9 protein-coding genes are annotated in these 17,408 nt (G+C 75.2%); 2 read left to right on the top strand and 7 right to left on the bottom strand.

Annotated elements, in window-relative coordinates:
* Positions 1-169: 169 nt before the first annotated feature.
* Complete coding sequence (locus tag ACZ52R_RS14995; RefSeq protein WP_465663442.1) at positions 170-559, bottom strand: hypothetical protein; 390 nt, start codon at positions 557-559, stop codon at positions 170-172.
* A 285-nt stretch (positions 560-844) separates the two neighbouring features.
* Between ACZ52R_RS14995 and ACZ52R_RS14990 the strand changes: the two genes are divergently transcribed.
* On the top strand, positions 845-1,849 hold the full coding sequence (locus ACZ52R_RS14990) for a hypothetical protein (protein ID WP_465663441.1): 1,005 nt from the start codon (positions 845-847) through the stop codon (positions 1,847-1,849).
* Positions 1,850-2,311: 462 nt separating this feature from the next.
* Here the strand turns inward: ACZ52R_RS14990 and ACZ52R_RS14985 are convergent, their stop codons facing one another.
* The 6 genes from ACZ52R_RS14985 to eccCa form a co-directional block, all read right to left on the bottom strand.
* Positions 2,312-3,574 (bottom strand): S8 family serine peptidase, encoded by a 1,263-nt coding sequence (locus ACZ52R_RS14985; protein WP_465663440.1) that lies wholly within the window; start codon positions 3,572-3,574, stop codon positions 2,312-2,314.
* A gap of 11 nt (positions 3,575-3,585) precedes the next feature.
* Positions 3,586-6,960 (bottom strand): right-handed parallel beta-helix repeat-containing protein, encoded by a 3,375-nt coding sequence (locus tag ACZ52R_RS14980; RefSeq protein ID WP_360493929.1) that lies wholly within the window; start codon positions 6,958-6,960, stop codon positions 3,586-3,588.
* 59 nt (positions 6,961-7,019) lie between these two features.
* Entirely contained in the window at positions 7,020-8,453 is a 1,434-nt protein-coding gene (locus ACZ52R_RS14975; RefSeq protein ID WP_465618021.1) for a hypothetical protein, read from the bottom strand.
* 143 nt (positions 8,454-8,596) lie between these two features.
* Complete coding sequence (locus ACZ52R_RS14970) at positions 8,597-9,034, bottom strand: hypothetical protein (protein ID WP_360493924.1); 438 nt, start codon at positions 9,032-9,034, stop codon at positions 8,597-8,599.
* A gap of 192 nt (positions 9,035-9,226) precedes the next feature.
* Positions 9,227-11,734: a hypothetical protein gene (locus ACZ52R_RS14965; protein WP_465753551.1), complete on the bottom strand. Its 2,508-nt coding sequence runs from the start codon at positions 11,732-11,734 to the stop codon at positions 9,227-9,229.
* Positions 11,735-11,823: 89 nt separating this feature from the next.
* The gene (eccCa, locus tag ACZ52R_RS14960; protein WP_465753550.1) at positions 11,824-15,789 is read right to left on the bottom strand and encodes a type VII secretion protein EccCa; all 3,966 of its coding nucleotides are present in this window, start codon (positions 15,787-15,789) and stop codon (positions 11,824-11,826) included.
* Positions 15,790-15,999: 210 nt separating this feature from the next.
* On the opposite strand from eccCa, the gene eccD reads away from it, so the two are divergent.
* Positions 16,000-17,349, top strand: coding sequence for a type VII secretion integral membrane protein EccD (gene eccD / locus ACZ52R_RS14955; RefSeq protein ID WP_465753549.1), 1,350 nt, complete (start codon positions 16,000-16,002; stop codon positions 17,347-17,349).
* The last annotated feature ends 59 nt before the right edge of the window (positions 17,350-17,408 follow it).

Here is a 17,408-nt window from a genome sequence, read left to right as displayed (position 1 = left end):
AGCGGCTACGACAGCACACTGCCGGAGCCCGCCAAGTCCTCACCAACGATCCGCCAACGCCCCGACTCACGGCACCCGGGCCGCCGCCGGATGCCGTGTTAGCCGGCCCCGGCCACGCGCGGCAGGCCCCCGTCGCAGGCCCCGCCGAACGCCCTCGATCAGGCGGCGGTCAGCGCCCGTTGAGCTCCCGCACCAGGTCCTCCACCCCGTCCTCGCCCCGGTGCTCCATCAGCATCGCGACCCATCTCGCCAACCGCTCCCGCTCCGCCGCCGACCACCCCGACGCCGACGGATGCTCGTCCACCACCAGCGCCGAGGCCACTCTCAACAACCCCGACGGCGCCGATCCGGGCCGCCACCGCCCCTGCGGCACCGCCCGCAACGCCAACCGGCGGGCGACGGCGATCACCACCTCCGCCGACGCCTCCGGCACCCGCAGCCCGGTCGGCCCCGCCCCACTCGGCGCACCCGCCCGCACCAGCGCGGCGACGAACTCCCGCGCCTCCGGCCCGTCCACATCCATCCCGCGGCCCTCCCCCGTCCCGATCACGGGACTCACGCTCCTTCCACCTCGATGACACTCGGCGGACGCCGGGTGCCACCGAACGACGGTACCGAGCGGTAGCCGGTCGAGCAGGGGAATTAGTGCGTACGACCGGACGGGCGGACGCACGGCACAACCTCCCGGCACGACAAGGGGAGCGAGGCGCGCCCTGCCCCGCTCAACGGTCCCCCCGCCGGGAGTGGTTCAGGTGAACCGGAACGGAACCTTCGACCGTAGTCCCGGCTGTACGGGCCGACCGGAGGCACCGGTCGGGCGCAACACGGACCGGAAGGTCGGACGATGGCTTTCACCGACGGCACCCCCGGTGTCGGCACCGACGTCCCCGCCGCCCCCGACTACTCGCCGGCCGCCTGGCCCGAACCCGTCGCCCTCCTCCCCCGGCAGCCGCTGGACCTGCTCGGAACCGTCCTGATCCCCGCCCCCGAACGGCAGTTGTTCACCCGCGGCCCGGACACCGACCCAGCCACGGCCCCCCAGCCGCCGACCGGCCCCGCCACCCCAGCCGCAGCCGCAGCCGCAGCCGCACCACCCGCCGCGATCGCGGCGGTTGCGGCAGTCGCGGCACCGGACACCCCGGCCCTGCGCCGTGCACCCGCCGGCCCGCGCACCCGCCGCCTCACCCTTCCCGGCAGCGCGGAGACCCGGCGCCGACACCTCCTCGACCGCATCCGCGTACCCCTGCGCGCCTGCCACCGCATCGCCGTCGTCGGCAGCCCCACCGAAGGCATCACCACCGTCCTCGGCGCCCTGCTCGCCGAACACCGCGCCGACCCGGTCGTCGTCCTCGTCCCCGGCGGCCCCGCCCAGGGCGAACACCGCACAGCCGGCCGACTCGTCGTGCACGCCGTCCAACCGGACCCCGCCACCCTTCCCGCCACCCTCACCGAACTCAGCGGCCACTACCCGGTGATCCTCGCCGACACCACCGCCTCCCCCGTCGACCTCCGGCTACCCGCCGTCGAACTCGCCCACCAACTCGTCCTCTGCGAACCCGCCTCCGCCACCGGCGCCCACAACGCCAACACCCTCCTCGACCACCTCACCGCCCTCGGCCACCACGGCCTGGCCCGCGGCGCGGCCACCGTCTTCACCCCCGCCCCACCCGCCGACCGCCCCATCGCCGAACGCGACCTCCTCACCCACTTCCGCACCCGCTGCCGCGGCGCCGTCGCCCTCCCACCCCCCAGCCCGGCCGACCCCACCACCCTCCGTCCCCGCACCCGCGACGGCTACCTCGAACTCGCCGCCCTCATCGGCGACGCCATGGCCGACCGCCAAGGGTGACGCCGCCCCCGGAACCGCCCCGCCCCGGCCACAGGCGCGGAGGGTGACGGCGGTGGGTGGCGACATGGCGGGACGGCTGCGGGGCTGCGGGGTGCCCGTTCCCGAGCCTGCCCTCGACCGAACGTCACCGCAACGGGCCTGCCACAGCACGCAACACGCCTCACCAACCCGGGTACCTGCCCGGGGCGGAGCGACGGTGGTGGCTTGGGTGGGGCGTGGCTTGGGTGGGGCGTGGCCCGGCCGGCCGGGAGCTACCGCACTTCGCCCCTCCTCCGCCCGCTCCGGGCACGGGCCCGGATGGTGATCGTGGCAAGGCGGGGCAAGGGTCGTGGCGCGGGCGGCTCCAGGAGCTGCCGAAACTCGGACCGCCGCACACCCCTCGTCCGCTCGTGCGCCCGGCCCGGGCACGGGCCGCAGTGCGGGCACAGGGGGCGATGGCGGCCCGAAGGGAGCACCCTCCCCTCAGTTCTCCTCCACGCGGCCCGGGCGCCAGCCTCGGGTGCGGGCGCGGGGGGTGACGGCGGCGGCTGCGGCTACCAGGGCGGCGGTGGCGAGGGAGGCGAGGGCGATGGTGGTGGCTTGGGTGGGGGCGTTGGTGGCGGGGCGGGTGGGGGGCATGGCGAGGGCGGCCGCGGGGGGTGCCGGGGTGGTGGGGGCGGGGTCGGGGAGTTGGGTGACGGCGGTGACGGGGTCGATGGTGCCGTAGCCGTACTGGGGGTCGGTGCTGTGGTAGGCGGTGGTTTCCAGGCGGCGGGTCAGCTGGTCGACGGTGAGGGTCGGGCGGTAGCCGAGGGCGAGGGCGGCGGTGGCGGCGACGAAGGCGGTGGCGAAGCTGGGGCCGACGCCGGTGTAGTAGCCGCCGGGGGTGGGGCCGGGGCCGGTGACGGCGTCGCCGGGGGCGGCGAGGTCGACGCGGCCGCCGACCGGGACGGCTGTGGGGCCGTCCGGGAGTGCGCCGCCGGGGGCGAGGTCGCGGACGGCGAGGACCTCGGGGTAGGCGGCCGGGTAGGCGGGGCCGGGTTTGGCGGTGCCGGACTGGCCGGTGTCGGTCGGGGCGGTGTCGGGGGCGGCGGGGGCGACGATCAGGGCGCCTTTGGCGCGGGCTGCCCGGACGGCGCCGGCGAGGGCGTCGTTGCCGCCGGGGAGGGCGACGGCGACCGCGATGACGCGCGCGCCCCGGTCGGCCGCTGCCGTGATGCCCTGGGCGAGGAGGTCGGCCGAGGCGACCCCGGCCTCGTTGGTGACGGAGACGGCGAGGATTCTGGCGCGTGGCGCGACGCCGGCGAAGCCCGTCCCCTCGCGTTGGTCGGCGGCGATCAGGCCGGCCAGGAAGGTGCCGTGGCCGACGCAGTCCTGGGTCGGGTCGGCGCCGCCCGGGAGCGGGGCGTAGTCGAGGCGGCCGGTGAGCAGGCCGCTGCCGTCCTTGACTCCGGAGCCGAGGACGGCGACGGTGACGCCTTCTCCCCGGCTGAGGGGCCAGACCCGGTCGGCCCGTAGGAAGGTCTGCGGCCAGGGGGTGAGTTGGGTGCCTTTGGTGGATGCCGGGAGGCAGCCGGCCGGTTTGCCGCCGGGGTCGCGGCGCAGTTGGGTGACGCCGGGCAGGGTGTCCGGGGAGTCGGCGGCGGCCGCGCTGCCCGCCGAGGGCAGCAGCAGGCCGGCGGCCAGCAGCGCCGCCGTGCCTCGTACGGCGGGCAGACCCACACCCCTCGCGGAGACCCCCCTCACGGGCGCCCGCCTCACGCGAAGCTGCCGATCCGCTCGGTCGGGATGTCCTGGGGCAGCAGGAGGCTGAGTTCGTCCAGGTCCGCGATGTCCAGCCGGGACAGCCGCCCCGCCTGGCGGGTGATCATCGCTTCCAGCATCTGCCGCGCGAAGCGTCCGTTGCCGAAGGAGCGGTCGCGCGGGACGACCGCGAACAGTGTGGCGAGTGCCGCCAGGGTCTCCGGGGTGCAGCTGTACCCGGCGGTTTCGGCCTGGAGCCGGACGATGGTGACGAGTTCGTCGTCCGCGTAGTGGTCGAAGGTGATCTCGCGGGAGAACCGCGAGGCCAGGCCGGGGTTGGAGGCGAGGAAGCCGCGCATCTCCTCCTGGTAGCCGGCCACGATGACGACGACCTCGTCGCGGTGGTCCTCCATCAGCTTCATGAGGGTGTCGACCGCTTCCTGGCCGAAGTCGCCGCCGGCGCCGTGGCGGGGTGTCAGCGTGTAGGCCTCGTCGATGAAGAGCACGCCGCCGCGGGCGCGTTCGAAGGCGTCCCGGGTGAGCTGGGCGGTGTGGCCGATGTAGCGGCCCACGAGATCGGCGCGGGCGGTCTCGATGAGCTGGCCGGCGGGCAGCACCCCGAGTTCGGCGAGGAGTTCGCCGTACAGCCGGGCGACGGTGGTCTTGCCGGTGCCGGGCGGACCGGAGAAGACCAGGTGGTGGCTGATGGTGGCGGCGGGCAGGCCCGCCTCGATCCGGCGCCGGGTCTGCTTGGTGAGGTTGACCAGGTCTTCGACCTGTTCCTTGGCGGCGGCGAGGCCGACCATGGAGCGCAGCCGGTCGAGCAGGCCGGGCTCGTCCGGCTTGCTGTCTCCGGCGACGGCCGCGGCGGCCTGCTCGCCGACGTCGCCGGGCAGCAGCTGGGTCAGTGCGACGTTGTCGAAGTTCTCCAGTTCGGCGAGCCGGGAGGCCTGCCGGTCGACCATCTCCTCGAACACCTTGCGGGCTGCTCGGCCGTTGCCGAAGTCGGCGCCCTTGGGCATCCGTTCGAAGTGGACGGCGAGCGCTTCGCGGGTGCCCTCGGCGAGTTCGTAGCCGTGGCCGGCGGCGGCGTGTCCGACGATCGTGGTGAGTTCGTCGACGCTGTAGTTCTGGAACTCGACGGTGCGGCTGAACCGGGAGGCCAGGCCCGGGTTGGAGGCGAGGAACTCGCGGATCTCGACCTCGTATCCGGCGACGATGACCACCAGGTCCTCGCGGTGGTCCTCCATCAGCTTGACCAGGGTGTCGATGGCTTCGCGGCCGAAGTCGGGGCCGGTGCCGCCGGAGCCGGCCGACAGGGTGTACGCCTCGTCGATGAAGAGCACGCCGCCGAGGGCCTCCTTGACGACCTCGGTGGTCTTCAGGGCGGTTCCGCCGATGATCGAGGCGACCAGGTCGGCGCGGGCCACCTCGACGAGGTGGCCGCTGCGCAGCACACCGAGTTCGGCGAGGATGGCGCCGTAGAGCCGGGCGACGGTGGTCTTGCCGGTGCCGGGCGGCCCGGCGAAGACCAGGTGGCGGCTCATCGGGAGGGCGGGCAGGCCGGCCTGTTCGCGGCGCCGGGCCAGCTTGTTGAGGTTGACCAGGGTGGCGACCTGCTCCTTGACGCCCTCCAGACCGACCAGGGTCTGCAGGACGGCCTGCGGACCCTGGGGGCCCTGCGGCCCGGCGTCGGCGGGGCCGGACTGCGGGGTCCCGTCGGCGGGTGCGCTCTCCCCGTCGGTGGTGACGGCGGTGCCGGGCGTGGCGGCGGCGACCGCCGCCGAACCGTGGGCGTCCGGTGACCGGTTGTCCCGGCTGTCGAGGTTCTCGACCGCGAGCCGGTCGGTCGTCTCGGTCTGCCGCAGGCCCGCGCCCTGGTTCTCGGCGGCCAGGCAGTCGGTGAGCCGGACGGGCTCCGCGGACTCGGAGCGCAGCCCGTCCACGGTGTTGTCGATGAGCTGGCAGGAGGTCAGTGTGGCGCGGGCGCCGGCCATCAGGTGGAGTCCGTGGCGGCGGTTGGTCCGCAGCCGGGAGCGGGTGGCGGTCAGTTCGCCGCCGCGCTCGACGCTCGCGCCGTCGAAGGCGTTGTCGGTGGAGTCGACGTCGCGCAGGGTGGCGACGCCCTCGGTGCCCACCGAGATGCCGCAGGACTTGCTGCCGCGCACCTGGCTGCCGCCGAGGTAGGTGTTGGCGCCGTCGGCGATCCGGATGCCGTGGTTGCCGGAGTCGAGCACGGTGGCGTCCTCGATCCGGCCGCGCCCGTCGCGCAGCACCTCGATCCCGTGGCCGCCGGCGGCGGTGACGGTGGTGCGGCGCAGCAGCGGGTTGGCGCCGTCGCGCACCACGATGCCGACGCCGGCCGCGTCGCGGACCTCCAGCCGGTCGAACTCGGCGGCGCTCTCCCCGGTGAGTTCGACGCCGTCGGTCTCGGCGTCGCGCACCACCGCCCGCACCAGGCCGGGGCCGGCCGACTCGCCGACGTGGATGCCGGCCTGGGCGGGGGCGGTGACCTCGCAGTCCTCGAAGGTGCCTCGGGAGCGGCCCGTGATGTGCAGGCCATGGCCCTGGGGGCGCACGGCGCGGCAGCGCCGCAGCAGCGGGTCGGTGCCGTTGGTGAGCACGTAACCGTGGCCGCGCACGGCGGTGACGGTGCAGTCCTCCAGGACGACCCGGGCGGTGGAGCCGACGAACACGCCCAGCGCGCTGTCGCGGATCTCGGTGCGCAGCAGCCGCGTGGTGCTCTGCTCCTCCAGGGCCACGGCGGGCTTGTCGGTGGCGGAGATCTCGCAGTCCTCGACCACGCCGCGCGCCTCGCCGTTGGCGCAGACGCCGTTGCCGCGGGCGTCGCGCAGCACGCAGCGCCGAACGGTCGGGTTGGCCCGCTCGCCGATCACCAGGGCGGAGGTGCCCAGGTGCTCGATGACGCTGTCCTCGATGACACTGGCGCCGGTGGACGTCTCGACCAGCCCGGCGCCGGCCGGATTGACCACCCGGCAGCCGCGCATGGCGAGTTCGCCCTGCTGGCGGGTGAGCACGGCGGTCCACGCGTTGCCGGCCACCTCGCAGTCCTGGAGGGCGAGTTGACCGCGCGGAACGTCCACGGCGGGCAGCTCGTCGTCCTGCCCCTGCAACACCAGTCCGGTCAACTGGACGGCTTCGGTGAGCACCTGGACCACCGAGCCGCGCCGCGGACTGATCCGCACACTGCCCCGGACGTCCTCCGCGGTGATGCTCACCACCTTGGTGAGCACCAGGTTCTCGTCGTACCGGCCGGGGCGCACCGAGATCACCGCGCCGCTGCGGGCGGCCTGGAGGGCTTCGCCGATCGTGCGGTAGGAGCCGGGCTCCCGCTGCTCCGCGCAGACCGTCAGCACCGGGCGCGACATGCCTGGGGTTCCCTTCGTCGTGGGGCGTGGTGGTTCTTCGGTGGTTCGGGCGTGCGGCGTCAGGGCGTGCAGGTGGCACGCACCGCGCTGGCGGCGTGGTGGGCCAACTTGGCGCCGCTGCTCCAGTCGACGCCGCGGCTGTGCAGGGTGAGGGAGATCGGGCCGCGGTAGGGGAACGGCCCCTTCGTCACCCAACTACCCAGGCTGGCCGTCTGGTTGATGGTGAACGAGCCGACCGATCCGCCGCCGCTCTGCACCGTGTAGTAGCTCGGGTTACCGCCGACCTGCTTCACGTTGCTGCTGGCCGGGATGTAGACGGCCAGGGTGCAGCTGGTGACCTTGTCCAGGCTGAAGGTCCAGACCACCGAGTTGCTCTTGTCGTCGTTCGCGTCACCGGACATCGGCATCGAGGCGTAGGTGCCGTTGCAGCCGTCGCCGCTGTAGCCACCGGAGTTGTTGCGCCAGCCCTTGTCGCCGTCGTCGTACCAGCCGTAGGTGCGGTAGTTGCCGCAGTACGGGCCGGCGACCGCGGTGACCGGCGCCGGCTGCTTGGCGACCGGCGGCGGGGCGGGGTTCTGGGCCCCGGCCGGCGGCGGGGCCGGCTGGTTCGCCGGCGGCTGGTTCGGGGCGGGCTGGTTCGGCGCGGGCTGCTGGGGCGCGGGCTTGGCAGCACCGGCGCCGCCACCGGCCGGGGCGGGGCCCGAACCGCCCTGGGCCGGGCCGCCCCCGCCGGTCGCGCTGCCGCCGGTCCCCACCGGGTTGGCCGCTCCACCGGGCTGCGCCGCGACGCCGGAACCCCCGCCGCCACCCGTGCCGTTCGGGGCCGACGCCGGCTGGTCACCCGTGGCAGGCGGGACCGATCCGGCGTCCACCGGCGGAACGACCGCCCCGGGCTGCCCGTCCGGGGCGGGACTCCCGCCGCCGACGCCGCCGTGCTCGTCGTAGCCGGGCACGAACCCGCTACCGCCGTCCCCGCCACCCTGCCCGTACCCGGGCGGCGCGTCGGCCTGGGCCGGCCCGTGCTTGGGGTCGTTGCCGCCGAGCTGCGTCACCACCACCGAGGTGCCGACCAGCACCAGACCGACCGCGACGGCCGCCGCGATCATCGGCCGGGACACCCGGCCCGGCCGCGGACCCGGATCCGTACCCGACTCGGTGGACGACTCACCGACCACCGCGGCGGCCAGCGCCTCGGGCGTCCCGGCCGCCGACGGAGCCGCGACGGCGGGGGCCGCGACGGAGGCGGGAGCGGGCACGGGAGGCGCGGCCGGGGTCACGGCCGGCTTTCCTGCCTGCGCCCCGGCCTTGGACGCGCTCTCGGACGCGTTCTTGGGGGCACGCTCTGCTTCGGCCCCGGCCCCCCCGGCGGCTCCCGCCTGCGCGGGCAGCACCGCGGTCGGGGCGCCCGCCGCGGCCTCCGCCGCCGCCCCGGACGCCGCCTCCGCAGACTCCGCTTCCGCGGACTCCGCCTCGGCGGCCAAAGCCCAGTTCACCGTCGGAAGTTGGAAACCGGACGGCTTCCGACCCGGCTCGCCGCGCTGCTCCTCGCCCACCATGCATCCCCTGTGTTCGACGACACTCCTGTGGGGAGGTACGGCCAGACCGGCCCGCGCGGTTCAGCCGGTTCCGCCCGCCTTCAGGAGCCGACGGTCCAGACCGGCTCCTCGGCCGCCTCCGGCGGGGTCAGCACGAACGAGACCGCCCGCTCCAGCACCTCCTGCTCCGGCTCCGCCCACGGCCCGTCACCCTGGGCGCGGACGTGCGCGAGCAGCTCCGGGTCGGGCGCCAGCCCGTACTCCTCGAGGTAGTACGTCACCGTGTCGGTCCAGATCCACCGGCCGTCGGTGCGGAAACCCATCGGGACGACACCGCGCAGGCTCGGATCGACCACGTCGTCCATCAGCATCGTGGTCAGCAGCACCGCCGCCCCCGCCCGCAGGTAGCGGGCGACGGCCTCGCGCTCCCCGCCCGCCGCGAGCCGCGGCCGGTCCGGCCCGAAGCCGGGCCCGGTCACCGGGTCCACGACGTCGAACACCGCCGCGAGCCGGAACCCGTCCCGCACCGTCTCGCCCATGCCGCACTCCTCCTGCTGGTCTTTTCCCTACGCTACGTCCCACGGACGGCCGGGCGTCCCCGGTTCACCGGAGGCGGCACGAGCGAGGAGCCGTCCATGGCGGGCCTCCGCGCCGGGCCTCCGCGCCGGGCCTCCGTCCGGGGTCGGCTCCGGAGTCACCTCCGGGGGTCCGGACCGCGTGCCCCGAGGGGCCTATCCCGTCCCCGAGCCGAGATCGAGCGTGTAGCGGGCGAGGTCCGCGGGGCGGACGCGGTCGGTCGGGGCGACGGCGTCGCGACGGGCGAGCCAGCTGCGGAGGCGCTCGGGGGCCGGGCGGACTCCGCCGATCTCGTGCAGCAGGACCCGCGCCGGGTGACCGGCGTCCGGGTCGGGTGCCTGGACGTCGACCACTTCGAACTCCGTCCCCGGGGCGAAGATCACGGTCGGCTGGTCCCCCAGTTCGCCGAAGGCCGAACTGCGGCGGCCGCCGACGGACCAGATCGCGAACTCGATCCCGAGGTCCTCGCCGAGTTCCGCACCCGGCGCCGCCAGACCGGTCACCGGTGCCCGTTCGGTCAGGACCGCGCCCGGGGTGTACGCGCCGAGGCCGGTCCCCTCGGCCGGGCCTGCGACCAGCACACCGCCGTAGTGGCTCGGCAGCCGGCGCAGGCCGGCGGCGAGGCACCGCAGGTACGGGCCGTAGCGGCCGGGTGCACCGGAGCGGGCCGCCGCGAGGAGCTCGGCGCGGGGAGCCAGGGGGGTGCAGTCGCCGTGCTGCAGCAGCACGGCGACCAGTTCGGGCCTCGGGTCGACCGCCTCCGACCGGGTGCGGAGGCTGGGCAGCCGGGTGGCGACGTCCTCGGCCCGCCGCGCGAGCCGCTGGTAGGCGGGCCCGAGCTGGGACACCAGGGCCGCGCGGTCCTCGGCGGGAGTGCTGGGCGCTCCCGCCGCCGGGGACACGGCCAATGGGGCGGGCACGGGCGGCGCGGGTACGGGTACGGGTTCCGGCTCTCGTTCGAGTTCCGGCTCCGGGTCGGGGGTCGGCTCGGGTTCCGGCGCTGGTTCGAGTTCCGGCTCCGGGTCGGGCTCCGGGTCGGGCTCGGGCTCCGGATCGACTGCGCTCGAGGACACCGGACTTGACGCCTCGGAAGCCGGCTCCTCCGGCACTGACGGGGCTTCCTCTGCCTCGGTCACCGGACGAGGGTCCGGAGGCGTCGCCTCGAACTGCCCGCCGGAGGTCGCCACCGTGACGGCGGGCGTCGGCGCGGCCACCGGTTCGGGTTCCGGTTCAACCTCGGGTTCGATCTCGGGCTCGATCTCGGGCTCGACCTTGGGCTCGAGCGTCGGCTTCGGCTCAGGCGTGGGCGCCGGCTCGGCCTCGACCTCACACTCCGGCTCCGGCTCCGGCTCCGGCTCCGGCTCCGGCTCCGGCTCCGGCTCGGGCACCGGCACCGGCACAGCCGTCAGCTCAGGCTCGGCAGCAGCCCCCGCTTCCGCCCCGGCCCAGTCCAGCCCGTACAGCCGCGCGCAGAACCGCCCGACCGCCGCGGACCCGATGTCCAGCGTCCCCGCGACGGCGAGTGCGAGGCGTGCTGTTCCCGGCGGGAGTGCGCCGAGCAGGGCGCCGAGGTGGTCCCACAGGGTCTCGGGGACCGGGCGTCCCGGGGCACCGACGACGAGTACCGGCTGTGCGGGGTCGGGGCGGCGCAGTCGTGGTCCCCGGTCCGGGGTGGCCGCGGGGCGGAGCCAGAGGCCGGCGGCGACTGCCTCCAACTCCCAGCCGGGGAACGCCGGGTAGCGTGCCGGGCCGGGTGCCGGGGGCAGGTCGGGCCGGGTGCGCCAGCCGACGGCGGTGACGGTGCGCTCGCTCGGGCGGGCGACCAGTTCGGTGAGGTACGGTTCCCAGCCCTCGGCGCCGTCCGCGCCTACGTGGACGTGCCGGGTACCGGCCCCGGCCCCGGCCGGTACCGGCACACCGACGGCCGCCCACACTTCCTGCCGGAGCGAGGCCGCCGACACCGCCGCCAGTTCGATGAGTTGGACCGGCTCGGCCCACGGCGCGCTCAGCGTGAGGCGTTCCGGCCTGCCGGTCGTCGTTTGCAGCAGCGCGGCGGCGTTGGCGAGTTGGGTGCCGCTGGGCAGCGGTCCCTCCGGTTCGCCGAGGACGAGCAGCAGTCCGTCGTCCGCCGTGACGGCCCGGTCGAGTACGGCCGGTCGCTCCGATCCCACGGCGGCCTCGGTGATCCAGTACGCGCCGCCGGCCAGCGGGGTGATGGTCGCGGCGGCCGGCCAGTGGGGACCGAGCGGCACCGTTCCGGCGCCGGGCCGGCACCGCCACCAGGTTCCGTCGACGGCCGGCAGCGTGCCGTCCGTCTCGACGCTGACCACGGAGTCGGGTGAGACGACCGTCAAACCGCAGCGCCTGGCCAGCAGTTCGGCGGGTCGGCGGCCGTCCGGCCCGACCGCCGCCAGGCCGGAGGCGGCGAGCACCAGCGTCTCGGCCCCGCGTTCGCGCGCGACCTGCGCGAGTTCGTCCAGCGAGGCCAGCAGGACGGGTGCCGCGTCCGCGGCGGCGGCGAGCAGCAGCAGCGCCCGCGGTTCGACGGGGACGGCTGCCAGCGCCTCGGCCAGTCCGGCCGCTTCCGCGTCGGGCGGCGCGATGACGTAGTGCGGGCCGAGTGCCCGCAGCGTCGAGCCGCCCGTCCCGGGAGTCACACCCACCGCACCCGTCCTCACCGGCCCCGTCCTCACCACACCCGCACTCACCGCACCCGCACTCACCGCACCCGGCGCGATACCCGTAGCCCCCGTCATCCTTCTTCTCCCAGGTGTCCGGTCTGCACCTGTACGGTGCGCCGCCGGGTGATGTACAGCCCGCGCCCGGTGGGGAACTGCCGCGGCTTGAGGTTGCCGAACAGGTATCCCTCGGAGGGCGGGCAGGACATCAGCAGCGAAGGCGAGTTGACTTCCTGGAGCTTGCGCAGCAGCGGGTCGCCGAGGGCTCGGCCGATGCCGTTGGCGCCGCGTGCGACGACCAGGTGGAGGCCGATCTCGGTGCCCTGGGCGAGGTCTTCGAGCAGGGCGGCGAAGGGGTGGGTGCCGCTGCCGGCGCCCACCAGGTCGTAGTCGTCGACGAGGATGAACAGTTCCGGGCCGGTCCACCAGTCGCGCAGCTTGAGCCGGGAGGGGGTGATGTCGGCGGGCGGGATGCGGTTCTTCATCGCCCTGGACGCCCCGTCGACGATCTGGCGGAGCTTGTCGATGGCCACCGCGTAGCCGAGCCGGTATTCCTCCGGCACGGCGTCGTACAGGCCGCGCCGGTAGTCGACCAGCATGATCCGCGCCTCGGCCGGGGTGTAGGTGGTGGTGATGGCGTTGATCATCAGTCGGAGCAGGTTGGTCTTGCCGGATTCGCTGTCGCCGACGATCAGCAGGTGCGGGTTTTCCTCGAAGTCGTGCCAGAGCGGGGAGACTTCGGTGTCCTCGAGGCCGATGGCGACGCGCAGTCGTCCTTCGGGAGCGGGAAGTCGGGCGGCGTCGAGAGTGAGCGGGAGCATCCGTACCTCGGGGGCGCGCGGCCCGGTCCAGTGTGCGGCGACGGCGTCGACGAGGTCGGCGACGCCTTCGCCGAGGTCGTCGGTGCGGCCGGAGCCGTCGATGCGGGGCAGGGCGGCGAGGAAGTGCAGTTGTTCGTCGGTGAGGCCGCGGCCGGGCAGCTTGGGGACCTTGGCGGCGGCCCGCATGTTGATCATGGAGTCGACGGAGTCGCCGAGGCGCAGCTCGAAGCGGGTCTGCAGCTGGTCGCGCAGGCCGCCGGCGACCTCGCCCCACCTGGTGGTGGCCACCACCAGGTGGACGCCGTAGTTGAGGCCGCGCTGGGAGATCAGGGTGAGCGGCTGGACGAGGTCGTTGAACTCCTGGCGCAGGGTGTTCCAGCCGTCGATGACCAGGAAGACGTCGCCGTGCGGCTCGTCGGACAGTTCGCCGGCGGCCCGGCGGCGGCGGAAGGCGGCGATGGAGTCGAGGCCGAGTTCGGCGAAGTACTGTTCGCGGCGGTTGATGATGGCGTTGATCTCGGCGACGGTGCGCAGCACCCGCTCGCCGTCGTGCCGGCCGGTGACGCCGCCGACGTGCGGCAGGCCACGCAGGGCGGAGAGCGTGCCGCCGCCGAAGTCCAGGCAGTAGAACTGGACTTCGCGCGGGGTGTGGGTGAGCGCGAGGCCGGTGATCAGGCTGCGCAGCAGGGTGCTCTTGCCGCTCTGCGGGGCGCCGGCGATGCCGACGTGGCCGCCGGCGCCGGAGAGGTCGGCGGTGAGCAGGTCGCGCAGCTGCTGGAAGGGGCGGTCGACCACGCCGACGGGCAGTCCGAGGATGCCGTGGCTGCTCGCGTCCTCGGTGGTGAGGCCGCGTTCGGGGTGCGGGACGAGCGGCGGCAGCAGTTCGTCGAGGGTGGGCGGGACGTCCAGCGGCGGCAGCCAGACCCGGTGGGCGGGCGGGCCGGCGTCGCGGAGCTTGCCGGTGGCGACGTCGAGCAGGGATCCGGCGGCGGTCTGCTGCTCCTCGGGTTCGGCCTGGGCGACGGGGAGCCGGCGGGGCACCACGTAGTCGGTGCCGTACGCGACGACCTGCCCGGCGATGGCGGCCTGCTGGGCGGCGCGGCGCTTGGGCCGGTACGGGCCGGAGACGTAGGCGGCCTTGAACCGGGTGAGGGTGGAGATGTCGCTGCGCAGGAAGCCGTTGCCGGGCTGGGAGGGCAGCTGGTAGGCGTCGGGGACGCCGAGGACGCCGCGGCTCTCCATGGCGGAGAAGGTGCGCAGGCCGATCCGGTAGGACAGGTGGGATTCCAGCGCGCTCATCCGGCCTTCGTCGAGGCGCTGCGAGGCGAGCAGCAGGTGGACGCCGAGGGAGCGGCCGAGTCGGCCGATCATCACGAAGAGTTCCATGAAGTCCCGGTGCGCGGACAGCAGTTCGCTGAACTCGTCGACGACGACGAAGAGCGTGGGCAGCGGGCGCAGCACGGCGCCGGCGGCGCGCGCGGTCTCGTAGTCGAGCAGCGAGGCGTAGCCGGCGTCGCGCAACAGCTCCTGGCGGCGGACGAGTTCGCCGTGCAGGGCGTCGCGCATGCGGTCGACCAGGGAGGCCTCGTCGGCCAGGTTGGTGATCACCGCGGAGGTGTGCGGGAGGGTGTCGAGGCCGAGGAAGGTGGCGCCGCCCTTGAAGTCGACCAGGACGAAGTTGAGCACCTCGGAGGAGTGGGTGACGGCGAGGGCGAGCACCAGGGTGCGCAGCAGTTCCGACTTCCCGGAGCCGGTGGCGCCGATCAGCATGCCGTGCGGGCCCATGCCGCCCTGGGCGGACTCCTTGAGGTCGAGGTCGACGGGGCGTCCGTCGGGTCCGAGGCCGAGCGGGACGCGCAGCCGCTGCGGGATGCCGCGCTGGCCCCAGAGCTCCTCGACGTCGAGGGCGTACAGGTCGGGGATGCCGAGCAGGGCGGTGAGGTCGAAGTCGGTGGCGAGCGGTTCGGCGGCGTCGACGCCGTCGGCGATGCGGTAGCGGGCGAGCAGGGCGGCGAGGCGGGTCGCGGCGGGCAGGGTGAGCGCGTCGGGTCGGCCGAGGTCGGTGACGACGTCCTTGCGGTTGCGGTCGGAGCCGACCATGGTGAGCCGGCCGACCTCGATCCGCAGCCGCAGGGTGGCGCGGGCGGGGCCCCACTCCAGGCTGTCGGAGAGGTCGATCAGGACGGCGTTGCGGTAGCCGGTGAGTGCGGCGCGGCTGCCGGTGTGCGCGCCGGGGCCGTCGAGGACCAGGACGGTGAAGGGCTCGTCGCGGTCGGGTACGGCGTCCGGTTCGAAGCCCGGGCGGCCGGTGAACTCCTCGCCGAGCAGCTGCTCGACCTCGCCGAGGCTGCCCGCGACCAGTCGGACCGGGCCGGCGCCGTCGGTGTCGGTCGGGTGCAGGGCGTGCGGCAGCCACTTGGCCCACTCCCAGTCGGCCCGCCGTTCGGCGTCGGTGACGACGGCGATGCTCAGCTCGTCCGGGCCGTGTACGGCGGCGAGTTGGGCGAGCACGGCCCGCACCAGGGCGCGGGCGGCCTCGGGGTCGTCGGAGCGCAGCAGCAGGTGGGCGAAGCCGCGCAGGTGGATGGCCATCGGCTGGTCGGCGACCGTCCCGTAGGCGTGGATGAAGCGGCGCAGCGCGTGGGCGCAGAGCGGTTCCAGGTCCTCGACGGGCTTGGTGGCGAGCGGTGCGAGCGGGGTGGCCAGGCGCTGGGCGCCGACGCCGATCCGGACGTCGCTGAAGTCGGGGTGGGCAGCCCGGCGCTCCCACAGCCGGCTGGTGCCGACCAGCGACCACAGCTCGTCCGGCGCGGGGTGGCGCCAGGTGAGGGCCTGCCGCTGGGCGTCGATCGAGCGGCGCACCTGGCGGCGCATCTGGGAGAGGTAGCGCAGGTAGTCGCGGCGTTCGGCGCGCAGCTGCTGCTTGCGGTCGCTGGAGCCGCGGATCAGCTGGGTGAGCAGCATGCCGACGGCGGACAGCGCCATCATGCCGACCGCGACGTAGCTGAGCGCGCCGCCGCCGCCTTCGCCGCCACCGCCGGGGTGCAGGAACATGAAGACCATCGACAGCGAGCCGAGCGCCATCGGGGCCATGCTGATCACGCTCGCCATGCCGCTCTGCTTCTCCGGCAGACCCGGCGGCTCCTGCAGCTGGATCTCGCCGTCCGGCATCTCGGGCCCCGGACGCCGGGGCGTCCGCTTGACCAGCACCACGCTCACTCAGGGCTCCTCACTGCGACCGGCTCTTCACGCCACGGGCTCCCCATTGCGACGCCGTCCCCTCTGGCTGACGGACGGTACGGCGCCCGGGGTTCAACGGCGGGTTGAACGCGGCGCGCCGGGCGGGCCGTTCATCCGGGCGGAGAAGGCAGCACACCACCGAGCCGGAGGACAGGCGTGAGCAGCAGTGTCGTCGCAGGATTGTGCCGATTGAGGTTCCATGCGCCGGGGGCGGTCTTCGAACTGGCCGTCCCCGCCGACGTACCGCTGGCCGACCTGCTGCCCGCCATCCTCGGCCACGCCGGGCCCGACCTCGCCGAGGAGGGGCTGGAGCACGGCGGCTGGGTGCTGCAGCGCCTCGGCGAGGACCCGCTGGACGAGGAGCGGAGCGCCGAGGCGCTGGGCCTGCACGACGGCGACGCGCTGTACCTGCGGGCACGCCACGAGGCGCTGCCGCCGGTGCACTTCGACGACCTGGTGGACGGCGTCGCCACCGGCATGCACGAGCGCGGCGACACCTGGCGCCCGGGCCTGACCCGGATCCTCTCGCTGGCCCTGGCGGTGACCGCGCTCGCGGCGGGCTGGGTGCTGCTGGCGCTGCCCGGCCCGGCCGCCCCGCGCGAGGCCGCGGCGGCCGCGGTCGCGCTCCTGCTGCTGCTCGGCGCGACCAGCGCCTCCCGGGCGATGGCCGACGCGGGCGCGGGCGCCGCGCTGGGCGCCGCGGCCGTGCCGTACCTGGCGCTGGCCTCGCTGCTGCTGCCGAACGGGCCGAGCGGCGACGACCTGCTCGGTGCCCGGGTGCTGGCGGCGTCCTCGGCCGGGGCCGGGGCGGCGGTGCTGGCCCTGGCGGCGGTCGGCGCGGCGGCGCCGCTGTTCCTCGGGGTGGCGCTGGTCGCGCTGCTCGGGGTGCTGTCGGGGGTGCTGGTGCTCGCCGGGCTGACGCTCGCCAAGCTGGTGGCGGTGCTCGCGGTGGTGGCGGTCCTGGTGGGTGCGTTCGTGCCGTCGACGGCCTTCCGGCTGTCCGGGCTGCGGCTGCCGATGCTGCCGCGCAACGCGGAGGAGCTGCAGGAGAACATCGAGCCGGTCCCGGCCGCCGCGGTGCTGCCCCGCGCGCTGGTCGCCGACGACTACCTGATGGCCCTGCACGCCGCCATCGGCGCGGTCTGTGCGGCCTGCCTGGCCGTCCTGCCCTTCGCGGACGGCTGGGCCGGCCCGGCCGAGGCCGGCACCCTGAGCCTGCTGCTCCTGCTGCACGGCCGGGCCGTCGGCAGCATCCGCCAGCGCCTGACCATCCTGCTGCCCGGCGTGCTCGGGGCGCTCGTCGTGCTCGCCCGGGCCACCGCCACCGCCTCGGCGACCGGGCGCCTCGCCCTGGTGGGCGGCCTGCTGGCGCTGGCCGTCGCCCTCCTGGTCGCCGCCTGGACGGTGCCCGGCCGCCGCCTGCTCCCCTACTGGGGCCGGATCGCCGACATCCTGCACACCCTGTGCGCGCTCGCGCTGCTGCCGCTGGCCCTCCAGGCCTGCGGCGTCTACCACACGCTGCGCGGGCTCGCGGGCTGAGCCGGACGGCGAGAGGGCCCGCCACCGTGACGGTGGCGGGCCCTCTCGCCGTCCCCCGG

The organism is Kitasatospora sp. NPDC034023 (genome assembly GCF_055575795.1).
The sequence above is the reverse complement of the archived record's forward strand: the minus strand, read 5'-3'. Positions and strand labels throughout refer to the sequence as shown.